At 70.6% G+C, this 13820-nt stretch carries 12 protein-coding genes; 10 read left to right on the top strand and 2 right to left on the bottom strand.

What is annotated here, in order from left to right; all coding sequences use genetic code 11:
- The first annotated feature begins 17 nt into the window (after positions 1-17).
- Complete coding sequence (locus tag ACIBI4_RS28365; RefSeq protein WP_399206945.1) at positions 18-1106, top strand: branched-chain amino acid aminotransferase; 1089 nt, start codon at positions 18-20, stop codon at positions 1104-1106.
- Positions 1107-1169: 63 nt separating this feature from the next.
- Here ACIBI4_RS28365 and ACIBI4_RS28360 read toward each other — a convergent pair whose 3' ends face one another.
- The gene (locus ACIBI4_RS28360; RefSeq protein WP_399206944.1) at positions 1170-2381 is read right to left on the bottom strand and encodes a NupC/NupG family nucleoside CNT transporter; all 1212 of its coding nucleotides are present in this window, start codon (positions 2379-2381) and stop codon (positions 1170-1172) included.
- 193 nt (positions 2382-2574) lie between these two features.
- Here ACIBI4_RS28360 and ureA point away from each other — a divergent pair, with 193 nt between their 5' ends.
- The 7 genes from ureA (at position 2575) to ACIBI4_RS28325 (ending at position 10760) form a co-directional block, all read left to right on the top strand.
- Positions 2575-3279 (top strand): urease subunit gamma, encoded by a 705-nt coding sequence (ureA, locus tag ACIBI4_RS28355; protein WP_399206943.1) that lies wholly within the window; start codon positions 2575-2577, stop codon positions 3277-3279.
- The gene (locus ACIBI4_RS28350; RefSeq protein ID WP_399206942.1) at positions 3276-4997 is read left to right on the top strand and encodes an urease subunit alpha; all 1722 of its coding nucleotides are present in this window, start codon (positions 3276-3278) and stop codon (positions 4995-4997) included. The genes ureA and ACIBI4_RS28350 overlap by 4 nt, the downstream gene beginning before the upstream one ends.
- A 26-nt stretch (positions 4998-5023) precedes the next feature.
- A complete protein-coding gene (locus ACIBI4_RS28345) occupies positions 5024-6052 on the top strand; it encodes an agmatine/peptidylarginine deiminase (protein WP_399206941.1) in 1029 nt (342 codons plus the stop codon).
- Positions 6049-6666: a TetR/AcrR family transcriptional regulator gene (locus tag ACIBI4_RS28340; protein WP_399206940.1), complete on the top strand. Its 618-nt coding sequence runs from the start codon at positions 6049-6051 to the stop codon at positions 6664-6666. Before ACIBI4_RS28345 ends, ACIBI4_RS28340 begins: the two co-directional genes overlap by 4 nt.
- 334 nt (positions 6667-7000) lie before the next feature.
- Complete coding sequence (gene cimA / locus ACIBI4_RS28335; RefSeq protein WP_399206939.1) at positions 7001-8638, top strand: citramalate synthase; 1638 nt, start codon at positions 7001-7003, stop codon at positions 8636-8638.
- Positions 8639-8720: 82 nt separating this feature from the next.
- Positions 8721-10052, top strand: a complete 1332-nt coding sequence (locus ACIBI4_RS28330; RefSeq protein ID WP_399207138.1) for a hypothetical protein — start codon at positions 8721-8723, stop codon at positions 10050-10052.
- 126 nt (positions 10053-10178) lie between these two features.
- Positions 10179-10760 carry a TIGR03086 family metal-binding protein gene (locus ACIBI4_RS28325; RefSeq protein WP_399206938.1) on the top strand — a complete coding sequence of 194 codons (582 nt, stop codon included), beginning with the start codon at positions 10179-10181 and terminating at the stop codon, positions 10758-10760.
- 66 nt (positions 10761-10826) lie between these two features.
- Here the strand turns inward: ACIBI4_RS28325 and ACIBI4_RS28320 are convergent, their stop codons facing one another.
- Positions 10827-11429, bottom strand: coding sequence for a YceI family protein (locus ACIBI4_RS28320; RefSeq protein ID WP_399206937.1), 603 nt, complete (start codon positions 11427-11429; stop codon positions 10827-10829).
- A 343-nt stretch (positions 11430-11772) separates the two neighbouring features.
- On the opposite strand from ACIBI4_RS28320, the gene ACIBI4_RS28315 reads away from it, so the two are divergent.
- On the top strand, positions 11773-13365 hold the full coding sequence (locus ACIBI4_RS28315) for an acyl-CoA carboxylase subunit beta (protein ID WP_399206936.1): 1593 nt from the start codon (positions 11773-11775) through the stop codon (positions 13363-13365).
- 52 nt (positions 13366-13417) lie between these two features.
- Entirely contained in the window at positions 13418-13624 is a 207-nt protein-coding gene (locus tag ACIBI4_RS28310) for an acyl-CoA carboxylase subunit epsilon (RefSeq protein WP_399206935.1), read from the top strand.
- The last annotated feature ends 196 nt before the right edge of the window (positions 13625-13820 follow it).

Raw genomic sequence — 13820 nt, 5'->3', positions numbered from 1 at the left:
GTGAAGGACATCCACTCATGACGACGCCCACGATCGAGCTCAAGCCCTCCTCGCACCCGCTCTCCGCCGCGGAGCGCGGGGCGATCCTGGCCAACCCCGGGTTCGGCCGCCACTTCACCGACCACATGGTCACCATCAAGTGGACCGAGGGCCGCGGCTGGCACGACGGTCAGCTCGTGGAGTACGGACCGCTCTCGATCGACCCGGCGAACATGACCCTGCACTATGCGCAGGAGATCTTCGAGGGGCTCAAGGCCTACCGTCAGCCCGACGGCACCGTCGCCACCTTCCGCCCCGAGGCCAACGCCAAGCGTTTCCAGGCCTCCGCGCGCCGTCTCGCGATGCCCGAGCTGCCCGTCGAGACCTTCATCGAGGCCTGCGACCTGCTCGTCCAGCAGGACAAGGACTGGGTCCCGTCGCACGGCGGCGAGGAGTCCCTCTACCTGCGCCCGTTCATGTTCGCCTCCGAGGTCGGCCTCGGCGTGCGGCCCGCCAACGAGTACCTGTTCATGGTCATCGCCTCGCCCGCCGGTGCCTACTTCCCGGGCGGCGTGAAGCCCGTCTCCATCTGGCTCTCCGAGGACCGCGTCCGCGCCGTCCCGGGCGGCATGGGCGCCGCGAAGACCGGCGGCAACTACGCCGCGTCGCTGCTCGCGCAGGCCGAGGCGGCCGCCAAGGGCTGCGACCAGGTCTGCTACCTCGACGCGGTCGAGCACAAGTGGGTCGAGGAACTCGGCGGCATGAACCTGTACTTCGTGTACGGAGACAAGATCGTCACCCCCGAGCTCACCGGCTCGATCCTCGAAGGCGTCACGCGCGACTCCCTCCTCCAGGTCGCCCGCGACCTCGGCTACGAGGCCACCGAGGGCCGTATCTCCCTCGACGAGTGGCAGCGCGACGCGCAGAACGGCTCGCTCACCGAGGTCTTCGCCTGCGGCACCGCCGCGGTCATCACCCCCGTCGGCACGGTCAAGTGCAACGCGGGCGAGTGGACCCAGTCCGGCGGCGAGCCCGGCCCGGTCACCATGCGTCTGCGTGAGTCCCTCCTGGACATCCAGCGGGGCACCGCGAAGGACGCGCACAACTGGATGCACACGCTGGGCTGATCCCCGCCCCGTACGGCAGTCGAGGCCGGGCCCCCGCAGGGAGCCCGGCCTCGGTGCGTCGTATCAGGAGATCAGCCCGACGATCGTCGCGCTGATGAACGACACCAGCGACGCCCCGTACACGAGCTTCAGACCGAAGCGCGCGATCTGGTCGCCGTGCGGCGGCGACAGGGACTTCACGGCTCCCGCGATGATCCCGATCGAGCTGAAGTTGGCGAAGGACACCAGGAACGTCTGCACGATCGCCGTCGTACGGGCGCTCAACTCCACGCGCCCGCCCGGGTTGGAGTCCGTGAACGCGAGCATCGCGACGAACTCGTTCGACACCAGCTTGGTGGCCATGATCTGCCCGGCGTCGACGCACTCGCCCCACGGCACCCCGGTGAGGAAGGCCATCGGCGCGAACACGTACCCGAGCAGCTCCTGGAACGACGTACCGCCGGTGAGGCCCGACACCATCCCGTTGATGAGCGCGATCAGCGCGACGAAGCCGACGAGCATCGCCGCGACCGTGACCGCGACCTTCGCCCCGTCCAGGATGTACTCGCCGAGCATCTCGAAGAACGACTGCTTCTTGCGCTCGGGCGTGACGACGACGTCCTCCTCGGCCGTCAGCTCGTACGGATTGAGCAGCCACACCACGATGAACCCGCCGAACAGGTTGAGCACGATCGCGGCGACCACGTACCGCGGCTCGATCATCGTCATGTAGGCGCCCACGATCGACATCGAGACGGTCGACATCGCGGAGGCGCTCAGCATGTAGAGCCGCTTCGGCGTCAGCGTCGGCAGCAGCGTCTTGATCGCGATGAAGCTCTCGGACTGCCCGAGGATCGCTGCCGACACGGCGTTGAACGATTCGAGCCGCCCCGCCCCGGTGACCTTCGCCAGGACGAGGCCCAGGTACTTCACGATCAGCGGCAGCACCCGCAGGTACTGCAGGATCCCGATCAGCGCCGACACGAAGATGATCGGCATCAGCACCCCGAGCAGGAACGGCACGTTCCCCTCGGAGTCCGGGTCGGCGAGGCTCCCGAAGACGAACGCGGTGCCTTCGCCCGCGTACTCCAGGAGCTTGCCGAACCCGTCCGCGAGCCCGTTGACGACGCTCTGCCCGAGACTCGTCTTCAGCATGACGAGGCCGAGCAGGAACTGGACGACGAGCATCCCTCCGATGTACGGCGCCTTGATCCGCAGCAGCCGCAGATCGCGGGACGGCAGGAACGCCAGGGACAGGAAGACGGCGAGTCCCAGGACTCCGACGGCATAGTGCATCGGACCAGGAGAACCGCTCCCACCGGCCCTCCGCAGGATCCACACGGCCGATCCGGCCGATTCACCCGTGCGCCCCCTTCCCGCGGACGGCACCGTGCGTGTCGGTCCGGACACGTCCCCGCGCCAGGGTTTAGAGTGACGCTCAAACGTTTTAGAGTGGCACTCTAAACATCCCCGAGGGAGTGCACGGACCATGCGACTCACCCCCACCGAACGCGACCGCCTGCTGCTCTTCGGCGCCGCCGAGCTGGCCCGCGCCCGCCGCGCCCGCGGTCTGCGGCTCAACGTGCCGGAGGCCACCGCGCTGATCGCCGACACCGTCTGCGAGGCGGCCCGCGACGGGCTGCGGCTCGCCGAGGCGGTCGACCGGGCGCGCTCCGTGCTGGGCCCGGACGACGTCCTGCCGGGCGTCGCCGACGTGGTGACCGAGGTGCATGTGGAGGCCGTCTTCGACGACGGCTCACGCCTGGCCGTGGTCTCCGGTCCGCTCGGCGGCGGTTCGCCGGGCGAGGGTGCTCCCGGAGCGGTCCTGCCCGGCCCGGCCCACGAGGAGCCCGCCCCGGCCGTAGAGATCTCCGTGAGCAACACCGCGACCGTCCCCGTCAGCGTGACCTCGCACTTCCACTTCTTCGAGGCCAACCCGCGGCTCGCCTTCGACCGCGCGGCGGCGTACGGGATGCGCCTCGCGATCCCGGCCGGTTCGTCCGTGCGTTTCGGGCCCGGCGAGGCGGCGGACGTAGGACTCGTACCGATCGGCGGCGAGCGGATCGCCATCGGCTTCGCGGGCCTGGTCGACGGACCCCTGGACGCGCCCGGCGCCCGCGAGGAGGCGCTGCGCCGCGCGGCCGCCTGCGGCTATCTCGGAGCCGGCCCGGTCGAGAAGGGGGATGCGCGATGAGCCGCCCCGGAGGCCACCCGGCCGCAGCCCGCCGGCTGACCCCGCACGAGTACGCGGCCACGCACGGCCCGCGCGCCGGCGACCGGGTCGTCCTCGGCGACTCCGGGCTCGTCGTCCGCGTCGAGTCGGACTCGCAGGCGTACGGTGAGGAGTTCCTCGCCGGCTTCGGCAAGACCGCGCGCGACGGCCTGCATCTGAAAGCCGCCGCCGTCCGCGACACCTGTGACGTCGTGATCAGCAACGTGCTGGTGATCGACGCGGTGCAAGGCATCCGCAAGACGTCCATCGGCATCCGCGAGGGCCGGATCCACGCGATCGGGCGGGCCGGCAACCCGGACACGCTCGACGGGGTGGAGGTAGTGGTCGGCACGGGCACCACGATCGTCTCCGGCGAGGGCATGATCGTCACCGCGGGTGCCGTGGACACCCACGTCCATCTGCTGTCGCCGCGCATCATGGAGGCCTCGCTCGCCTCCGGCGTCACGACGGTCATCGGCCAGGAGTTCGGTCCTGTCTGGGGCGTCGGCGTCAACTCGCCCTGGGCTCTGAAGCACGCGTTCGGCGCCTTCGACGCCTGGCCGGTCAACATCGGCTTCCTGGCGCGCGGTTCGTCCTCGCACGAGGCCCCGCTCGTGGAGGCGCTCGCCGAGGGCGGCGCGTCCGGCTTCAAGGTGCACGAGGACATGGGCGCGCACACCCGCGCGCTCGACACCGCGCTGCGCGTCGCCGAGGAGCACGACGTCCAGGTCGCCCTGCACAGCGACGGCCTGAACGAGTGCCTGTCCGTCGAGGACACCCTGCGCGTCCTGGACGGCCGCACGATCCACGCCTTCCACATCGAGGGCTGCGGCGGCGGCCATGTACCGAACGTCCTGAAGATGGCGGGCGTCCCCAACGTCATCGGCTCCTCCACCAACCCCACCCTGCCCTTCGGCCGGGACGCGGTCGCCGAGCACTACGGGATGATCGTCTCCGTCCACGACCTCAAGACCGATCTGCCGGGCGACGCGGCCATGGCCCGCGACCGCATCCGCGCCGGGACGATGGGCGCCGAGGACGTGCTGCACGACCTGGGCGCCATCGGCATCACCTCCTCCGACGCGCAGGGCATGGGGCGGGCGGGCGAGACGGTCCGGCGTACGTTCGCGATGGCGGGCAAGATGAAGGCCGAGCTCGGGCCCCTCGACGGGGACGGCGAGCACGACGACAACGCGCGTGTCCTGCGCTACATCGCCAAGCTGACCATCAACCCGGCCCTCGCCCACGGCCTCGCCCACGAGATCGGGTCGATCGAGGTGGGCAAGCTGGCCGACCTGGTGCTGTGGAAGCCCGCGTTCTTCGGTGCGAAACCGCAGCTGGTGCTCAAGGCCGGTTTCCCCGCGTACGGCGTGACCGGCGATCCGAACGCGGCGACCGACACCTGCGAACCCCTCGTCCTCGGCCCGCAGTTCGGGGCGCACGGGGCCACGCCCGCCGAGCTCTCCGTCGCCTTCGTCTCGCAGGCGGCCGCGGCTCTCGAAGGGGACCGGCTGCCCACCCGCAGACGCCGTGTCGGCGTGCGCGGCACGCGCGGCATCGGCCCGGGCGATCTGCTGCTCAACTCAAGGATCGGCGCGGTCGACGTCGACGCCCGCAGCGGCCTCGTCACCCTCGACGGCAGCCCCGTGCGCTCCGACCCGGCCGACTCCGTACCCCTGAACCGCCTGTACTTCCTGTGACCGCCACCCCACCCGAGGACTTCGCCATGACCTACCACATGCCCGCCGAATGGACCCCGCACGAGCGCACCTGGATGGCCTGGCCCGGCCCCAACCCCACCTTCTCCTCCGCAGCGGAGCTCGCCGAGGCGCGTGAGGCCTGGGCGACCGTGGCGCGTGCGGTGCGCCGCTTCGAACCGGTGACGATGGTGCACGGCCCGGGCCAGGCGGACACCGCCCGCGAGCTGCTCGGCCCGGACGTCGAGCTGGTCGAGCGGGAGCTCGACGACGCGTGGATGCGCGACATCGGCCCGACCTTCGTGGTCGACGAGGAGGGCCGGCTCGCCGCCGTGGACTGGGTGTTCAACGGCTGGGGCGCCCAGGAGTGGGCCAACTGGGAGCACGACGCCAAGATCGCCTCGCATGTGGCAGACCTCGCCGGCGTCCCCGTGCACGGCTCGCTCCTGGTGAACGAGGGCGGCGGACTGCACGTGGACGGCGAGGGCACCGTGCTGCTCACCGAGACCGTGCAGCTCGGCCCCGAGCGCAACCCCGGCTGGTCCCGCGAGGAGGTCGAGGCGGAGATCCACGCGCGGCTCGGCACCACGAAGGCGATCTGGCTCAAGCGCGGACTGACCGCCGACTACCCCCCGCACGGCTACGGGACCCTCGGCCACGTCGACATCGTCGCGGCCTTCGCCGCCCCCGGCGTGGTCGTCGCCCACGTCCAGCCCGACCCGGCCCACCCCGACCACGAGCCGTGCCGCGAGAACATCGCGTTCCTGCGCACCCAGACCGACGCCAAGGGCCGCCCGCTCGAAGTCGTCGAGGTCCCGGCGCCCACGAAGCTCCGCTCGGAGGAAGGCGGCTGGGCCGACTACTCCTACATCAACCACTACCTCTGCAACGACGGCGTCGTGCTCTGCGCCTTCGACGACCCGCGCGACGAGGAGGCGGCGGAGATCTTCGGCGGCCTCTTCCCCGACCGCACGGTCACGCTCGTCGACGCCCGTCCGATCTTCGCGGGCGGCGGCGGCATCCACTGCATCACCCAGCAGCAGCCCCGCACCCGATGACCGCCGGCACACCCACGCCACCGCGCAAGCACGCGCCCCCACGCGAGGAGGTGCTCGCCGCCGCCATGGCGATGGTCGCCGAGACCGGCCTGGACCGCCTGACGATGGCCGCGCTCGGACGCGAGGTGGGCATGAGCAGCGGCCATCTCCTCTACTACTTCAAGACCAAGGACGAACTGCTCCTGCAGACCCTGGAGTGGAGCGAGGGCCGCCTCGGCGAGGAGCGCCGCGCGCTGCTCGCGGGGCCCGGTTCCGTACGGGAGCGCCTGGCGGGATTCGTCGACCTGTACGTCCCGTCCGCGCCGCACGACCCGCACTGGACCCTGTGGCTGGAGGTCTGGAACCGCTCCCCGTACGCGGACCCGGCCGTCGGGGCGGGCCGCCGGCAGGCCGCGATCGAGGACGCCTGGCACCGCGACCTGGTGGCGCTGCTCGCCGAGGGCGTTGCCGCCGGGGCGTTCCGGCCGGTCGACCCCGAGCACCTCGCCGTACGGCTGCGGGCCCTGCTCGACGGCTTCTCGGTCCATGTGGCCGTGGGGCTGCCGGGCACGGGCCGGGCCGAAGTCCTCGCCCATGTGGGGGAGTTCCTGGACGAGGCGCTGGCGGCGGGGTGAGCCCCGCGGGTGGCCGAAGCGGCAGTGGCGCGCCTCACGGACCGCATCCTGAGACGCCACGGACCACTGCTCAGGATTGTGCAAGACTGCGTCCGTGCTTTCGTTCGCCATGATTATTGGCAGCAGGCGCGCCGGTCCGCAGTGACCGTCCCGTAGGAACCGACGTACGGGCGGACACCGTCGTCCTCGACCCGCGCGCAAACCTCTCGTACCCACGAGGGGTTTTTTCGTTTTCCGGCCCACCTGCAGCCGGAGGCGGAGCGCCAGGGATCATGGGAGGACGGCGGAGCCGGTCATTCCGGTCGACCGATATCCGAATCAGGAGCCACGAAGCATGACCCAAGCAACGGAAAACGCGCACGGTGATACCGAAGGGCCCTTCGGCCCCCGCGACGCCTTCCATGTCTTCGACACCACGCTGCGCGACGGCGCTCAGCGCGAGGGGATCAACCTCACCGTCGCGGACAAGCTGACCATCGCGCGGCACCTGGACGACTTCGGCGTCGGCTTCATCGAAGGCGGCTGGCCGGGCGCCAACCCCCGCGACACGGAGTTCTTCGCGCGGGCCGCCGAAGAGATCACCTTCAAGAACGCCCAGCTCGTGGCCTTCGGCGCCACCCGCAGGGCCGGCGCCAAGGCCGCCGACGACCCGCAGGTCAGGGCGCTGCTCGCGTCCGGCGCCCCGGTGGTCACCCTGGTCGCCAAGTCCCACGACCGCCATGTCGAACTGGCGTTGCGCACCACGCTCGATGAGAACCTCGCGATGATCGCCGACACCGTGGCGTATCTGCGCGCCGAGGGCCGCCGCGTCTTCGTCGACTGCGAGCACTTCTTCGACGGCTACCGCGCCAACCCCGCGTACGCGAAGTCCGTGGTGCGGGCGGCGCACGAGGCGGGCGCCGAGGTCGTCATCCTCTGCGACACCAACGGCGGCATGCTCCCCGCCCAGGTGCAGGCCGTGGTCTCCACGGTGCTCGCCGACACCGGCGCGCGCCTGGGCATCCACGCCCAGGACGACACCGGCTGCGCGGTCGCCAACACCCTGGCCGCCGTGGACGCGGGCGCCACCCACGTCCAGTGCACGGCCAACGGCTACGGCGAGCGCGTCGGCAACGCCAACCTCTTCCCGGTCGTCGCCGCCCTGGAGCTCAAGTACGGCAAGCACGTCCTGCCCGAGGGCGCGCTCAAGGAGATGACCCGTATCTCCCACGCCATCGCCGAGGTCGTGAACCTGACGCCCTCCACACATCAGCCGTACGTGGGTGTCTCGGCCTTCGCGCACAAGGCGGGCCTGCACGCCTCCGCGATCAAGGTCGACCCCGACCTGTACCAGCACATCGACCCCGAGCAGGTCGGCAACACCATGCGGATGCTGGTCTCCGACATGGCGGGCCGCGCCTCCGTCGAGCTCAAGGGCAAGGAGCTCGGCGTCGACCTGGGCGACGACCGCGAGCTCGTCGGCCGCGTGGTCGAGCGGGTCAAGGAGCGCGAGCTCCAGGGCTACACGTACGAGGCCGCCGACGCCTCCTTCGAGCTGCTGCTGCGCGCCGAGGTCGAGGGCCGCGCCCGCCGCTACTTCCGCGTCGAGTCCTGGCGGGCCATCGTCGAGGACCTGCCCGACGGCACCCACGCCAACGAGGCCACCGTGAAGCTGTGGGCGAAGGGCGAGCGCATCGTCACCACGGGTGAGGGCAACGGCCCGGTCAACGCGCTGGACAACGCCCTGCGCCGCGGCCTGGAGCGCATCTATCCGCAGCTCGCCAAGCTGGAGCTCGTCGACTACAAGGTCCGCATCCTCGAAGGCCGCCACGGCACCGAGTCCACGACCCGCGTCCTGATCTCCACGGCCGACGGCACGGGGGAGTGGGCCACGGTGGGCGTCGCCGACAACGTGATCTCCGCGTCCTGGCAGGCCCTGGAGGACGCGTACACCTACGGGCTGCTGCGTGCCGGGGTCGAGCCGACGGAATAGCGCCGGGGCCGAGCCCCGGAACGGACCGCCCTCGGGCCCGCCATACGGCCGTCCGCTGCGTTAGCTTCGAAGTATGAGAAAGATGACGAAGCGGACCAATGGAACAAGGCGGATCATGGTCGCCCTGTCCGGGCTGCTGCTCGCCCTGGGAACCGCCCTCGCGGCGGCGCCCGGGGCATCGGCCGCTTCGGACATCTCGACCGTGGCGGAGGGGCTGGAGAAGAGTCCGGTGTACGTGGATCCGGGGGCGTCGGATCTGATGTCGGACTCGGATGCCGAGGCGCTCTCCCAGCAGATCATGGACTCGGACAAGCCGGTCTTCCTCGCGGTGCTGCCCGCGGACTTCCCCGTGACGCAGGACGACTTCGGCGCACTGCGTGCCGCGGTCGGCGAGCGCGGTGTCTACGGGGTGCTGCGCGGCGACACCTTCTCGGTACGCGCCGATCCCTCGGTGCTCTCCGGTGAAGCGGCCCGGAACCTGCAGACCCTCGGCCGTACCGCGGGCCCGGATGCTTACGTGGACGGGGCGATCCGCGACGCCCGCGGAAGCGCACCCTCCTCGTGGGCGGCCGGGGACGACGACGTCTCCACCGGCGCCCTCATCACCCTCGGCGCCGTGGCCGTGGCCGGCGGCGCCGGAGCGTACGCGCTGGTCAAGCGGAACAAGCGGAAGAAGGCCGAGGAGCGGAAAGCCGCCCTCGACAAGCTGCGCGTGGTCGTGGACGAGGACATCACGGCCTTCGGCGAGGAGCTCGAACGGCTGGACTTCCACCCCGGTGAACAGGGCGCCACGGACGCGATGCGCGAGGACTACGAGCGCGGCCTCGACTCGTACGAACAGGCCAAGTCGATCATGGCGTCGGCGCAGCGCCCCGAGGACGTCAAGGGCGTGACCCAGGCGCTGGAGGACGGCCGCTTCTCGCTCGCCGTCCTGGCCGCGCGGCGCGAGGGCCGGGAACTTCCCGAGCGCCGGCTCCCTTGCTTCTTCGATCCGCGCCACGGCCCGTCCGTGGCCGACGCCTCCTGGGCGCCGCCCGGCGCGCCGGTCCGCGCGGTGCCGGTGTGCGCCGCCGACAAGGCGCGGATCGACGACGGCGAGGACCCGGCGGTCCGCACCGTCGACACCGACCGGGGACCGCGCCCGTACTACGAGGCGGGCCCGGCGTACGGGCCCTGGGCCGGCGGGTACTTCGGCGGCGGCATCCTGCCGGGCCTCCTGATGGGCACGATGCTCGGCTCGATGATGGCGAGCCCGGCCTATGCCTACTCGGACCCGTCCGCGGGCGGCTGGGGCGGCGACGGCTCCTCGGGCTCGGACTTCGACTCCGACGACTTCGGCGGCGGGTTCGGCGACGGCGGAGGATTCGGCGGCGGGGACTTCGGGGGTGGGGGCGACTTCGGCGGAGGCTTCTGAACGCACCCACGGGTGCCGCCGGGCGGAGGCTCCCGCACCGCTTGTCCGCGCCGAGCGCGGTCCTTGTCCGGACCCGACCGCCACGGCATCGTAAGACGCCCACCATCCAAGGGAGTTGGCGAGCTCATGACGCAGTGGACCCTTCTCGACGACGCGCACGCCGCCTTGCGTGCGGCGATCCGCGATCTGCCGCAGTCCGACCTGGACGCACCGACCCCCTGCACGGAGTGGACCGTCACCCAGGTGATCCACCACGCGGCGGGCGACCAGCTCGGCTACGCGTCCGCGCTCACCGACGGCCCGGGTCCGACGTACAACCCGTTCGAGCCGCCCGCCGCCTTCGGCGAGCGCACCCCGGGCGACCTTGTCGAACCGGCCCTGCGCGCGGCGGCCGCTGCCTGGGCCACGGTCGACAAGGATGCTTCCGAGGTACGGGTGCCGATCCCGCCGGGCCTGCTCACGGCCGAGCTGGGAGCGGGCGCCTGTGCGCTGGACGCGGCGGTGCACGCCTGGGACATCGCGATGGCGACCGGCCGCCCCTCGCCGCTCACCGACGAACTGGCCGAGGCACTGCTGCCCACGGCCCGCGCGACGACCGAGGCGGTACGCGCCTTCGCGTACGGGCCGGCGCTGGAGGGTCCGGACGAGGACGGCCCGGCGGCGGTCCTCCTGCGCTATCTGGGCCGCAGCCCCGACTGGAAGCGGTAGGAACCGGTCCTGTATGGCCCCACACTCCATGTGGGGCCAGTCGAACCCTCCGTCGGCGTCGAGGGCTCAGGCGTTGCGGATCGCCGAGATGTCGAAGGTCAGCTTGATCTTGTCGGAGACCAGGACGCCGCCCGTGTCCAGCGCGGAGTTCCAGGTCAGGCCCCACTCGGAGCGGTGGAGCTCGGCCTTGCCCTCGAAGCCGACGCGCTCGTTGCCGAACGGGTCCTTGGCCACGCCGTTGAACTCCAGGTCGATCGTGAGCGGCTTGGTGACGTCCTTGATCGTGAGGTCGCCGGTGATCCGGTAGTCCTCGCCGCCGAGGGCCTCGGCGGAGGTGGAGCGGAAGGTCATGCCCGGGAACTTCTCGACGTCGAAGAAGTCGGCGCTCTTCAGGTGACCGTCACGGTCGCCCTGGCCCGTCTCGATGGACTCCATCTTCACGTCGATGGACGCGGTGGACTGCGACGGATCGCTGCCGTCCAGGTGCAGCGTGCCCTCGAAGTCCAGGAACGAGCCCTTGACGTTGGTGACCATCGCGTGGCGCGCCGTGAAACCGAGCGAGGTGTGCGCGGGGTCCAGCGTGTAGTCACCGGTGAGACCGGCCAGCTCCGGGTTGACGGCGGCGGGCGTGGTGTCGGTGGCGTCGTTCTTGCGGCCGAAGATTCCCATGATGTGCTCCTTGGGGACGCGTCCGCGGTGGTCTGCCGCGAACGAGGGAGGTGCGGAACCGGTCGGAGGGGCCGGGTCCCTTGATGTCTTCGACAGTAGACCCATTTGGTTTAACTTTCAACAGGTACGTCGAAAGGGCCCGGGACTCGACCCGCATGGAGTAACGTGCCCGCGCGTCGACCCTCGGTACGTCATTGTGTGACCTCTACAACGCGGCCACCCCTTGAGCAGTCGGGTCGCCTGCACTGAAGAGGGCTTCTGTCCGGGGGTACCAGGAAAACGGGCCGGAGACTGTGCGAAGTCGACGGACCGTTTCCGGGCAGGTGCTTCGTAAGGTCACTACATGACCGTTTTGGATGAGGCTGCTTTTGCCGGCGGCGAGCCCACTGACGCCCGCGGACGCGTGGCCGAGCTGCACGCGATCCGTGCCAAGGCCGTCGCAGGACCCAGCGAGAAGGCGACCGAGGCACAGCACGCCAAGGGCAAGCTGACCGCTCGGGAGCGCATCGAGCTGCTCCTGGACGCGGGCTCCTTCCAGGAGGTCGAGCAGTTGCGCCGGCACCGGGCGACCGGTTTCGGTCTGGAGAGCAAGAAGCCTTACACCGATGGTGTGATCACGGGTTGGGGCACGGTCGACGGCCGTACGGTCTTCGTCTACGCGCACGACTTCCGGATCTTCGGCGGGGCGCTGGGCGAGGCTCACGCCACGAAGATCCACAAGATCATGGACATGGCCATCGCGGCCGGTGCGCCGCTGGTCTCGCTGAACGACGGCGCGGGCGCCCGGATCCAGGAGGGTGTCTCGGCGCTCGCCGGTTACGGCGGCATTTTCCAGCGCAACACCAAGGCGTCCGGTGTCATCCCGCAGATCAGCGTGATGCTCGGCCCGTGCGCGGGCGGCGCGGCCTACAGCCCGGCTCTGACGGACTTTGTGTTCATGGTCCGCGAGACGTCGCAGATGTTCATCACCGGTCCGGACGTCGTGAAGGCGGTCACCGGCGAGGAGATCACGCAGAACGGGCTCGGTGGCGCGGATGTGCACGCCGAGACGTCCGGCGTCGCGCACTTCGCGTACGACGACGAGGAGACCTGCATCGCCGAGGTCCGCTACCTCATCGCGATGCTGCCCTCCAACAACCGCGAGAACCCCCCGGTCGTCGCCTCCGAGGACCCGGCCGAGCGCCGCTCGGACGTCCTGCTGGACCTGGTGCCCGCGGACGGCAACCGGCCGTACGACATGCACAAGGTCATCGAGGAGCTCGTCGACGACGGCGACTACCTCGAAATCCACGAGCGCTGGGCCCGCAACATCGTCTGCGCCCTGGCGCGTCTGGACGGCCAGGTCGTCGGCATCGTCGCCAACCAGCCGCAGACGCTCGCGGGCGTCCTGGACATCGAGGCCTCGGAGAAGGCCGCGCGATTCGTCCAGATGTGTGACGCCTTCAACATCCCGATCGTCACCCTTTTGGACGTACCCGGCTTCCTGCCCGGCGTCGACCAGGAGCACGGTGGAATCATCCGCCACGGCGCCAAGCTGCTGTACGCCTACTGCAATGCGACCGTTCCGCGGATCTCCCTGATCCTGCGCAAGGCGTACGGAGGTGCCTACATCGTCATGGACTCCCAGTCCATCGGTGCGGACCTGACGTACGCCTGGCCCACCAACGAGATCGCGGTGATGGGCGCCGAGGGTGCCGCCAACGTCATCTTCCGCCGGCAGATCGCGGCGGCCGAGGACCCGGAGGCGATGCGGGCGCGCATGGTCAAGGAGTACAAGGCCGAGCTGATGCACCCGTACTACGCGGCCGAGCGTGGCCTCGTCGACGACGTCATCGACCCCGCCGAGACCAGGTCCGTCCTGATCTCCTCCCTGGCGATGCTGCGCAACAAGCACGCCGATCTGCCCTCGCGCAAGCACGGCAACCCGCCGCAGTGACGCGGCGCCCCCGACCTCTCGCCTTCCCTCCCCCTACGGAGAACCGAACCCCATGAGTACCTCTCCTGCCGAGAACCTCCTCCGCGTCGAGAAGGGGCATGCCGAGCCCGAGGAGCTGGCCGCCATCACGGCGATCCTGCTCGCGCGTGCGGCGGTGTCGTCCGATGCTCCTGCTCCGTCCCGTGGCCGTTCCAAGGCCGGCTGGCGCCGCCTGGAACGCACACCGGGCTTCCGCGCCCCGCACTCCTGGCAGGGCTGAGCCTGCTCCGCCCCGTGCCCCTTTGCTGGGGGTGCGGGGCATTTCTTTTTCCCCCACCCCGCCCCTTCCCGAAACTGGGGGCTTCGCCCCCAGACCCCCTTTCGCGCTGAACGCGCTCGTCCTCAATCGCCGGACGGGCTAAATATTTAGCCCGTCCGGCGATTGAGGACATCCGAACGAAGTTCGGATCCGGGGT

The sequence above is a fragment of the Streptomyces sp. NPDC050418 genome, assembly GCF_044458745.1.
In the GTDB taxonomy this organism is placed as follows: domain Bacteria; phylum Actinomycetota; class Actinomycetes; order Streptomycetales; family Streptomycetaceae; genus Streptomyces.
The sequence above is the reverse complement of the archived record's forward strand: the minus strand, read 5'-3'. Positions and strand labels throughout refer to the sequence as shown.

Coding starts and splice junctions, on each gene's coding strand:
- ACIBI4_RS28325 (WP_399206938.1), top strand. CDS start 10,179: ATGACGCAGTGGACCCTTCTCGACGACGCGCACGCCGCCTTGCGTGCG.
- cimA (WP_399206939.1), top strand. CDS start 7,001: ATGACCCAAGCAACGGAAAACGCGCACGGTGATACCGAAGGGCCCTTC.
- ACIBI4_RS28360 (WP_399206944.1), bottom strand. CDS start 2,381: ATGCACTATGCCGTCGGAGTCCTGGGACTCGCCGTCTTCCTGTCCCTG.
- ACIBI4_RS28345 (WP_399206941.1), top strand. CDS start 5,024: ATGACCTACCACATGCCCGCCGAATGGACCCCGCACGAGCGCACCTGG.
- ureA (WP_399206943.1), top strand. CDS start 2,575: ATGCGACTCACCCCCACCGAACGCGACCGCCTGCTGCTCTTCGGCGCC.
- ACIBI4_RS28320 (WP_399206937.1), bottom strand. CDS start 11,429: ATGGGAATCTTCGGCCGCAAGAACGACGCCACCGACACCACGCCCGCC.
- ACIBI4_RS28350 (WP_399206942.1), top strand. CDS start 3,276: ATGAGCCGCCCCGGAGGCCACCCGGCCGCAGCCCGCCGGCTGACCCCG.
- ACIBI4_RS28365 (WP_399206945.1), top strand. CDS start 18: ATGACGACGCCCACGATCGAGCTCAAGCCCTCCTCGCACCCGCTCTCC.
- ACIBI4_RS28330 (WP_399207138.1), top strand. CDS start 8,721: ATGACGAAGCGGACCAATGGAACAAGGCGGATCATGGTCGCCCTGTCC.
- ACIBI4_RS28315 (WP_399206936.1), top strand. CDS start 11,773: ATGACCGTTTTGGATGAGGCTGCTTTTGCCGGCGGCGAGCCCACTGAC.
- ACIBI4_RS28310 (WP_399206935.1), top strand. CDS start 13,418: ATGAGTACCTCTCCTGCCGAGAACCTCCTCCGCGTCGAGAAGGGGCAT.
- ACIBI4_RS28340 (WP_399206940.1), top strand. CDS start 6,049: ATGACCGCCGGCACACCCACGCCACCGCGCAAGCACGCGCCCCCACGC.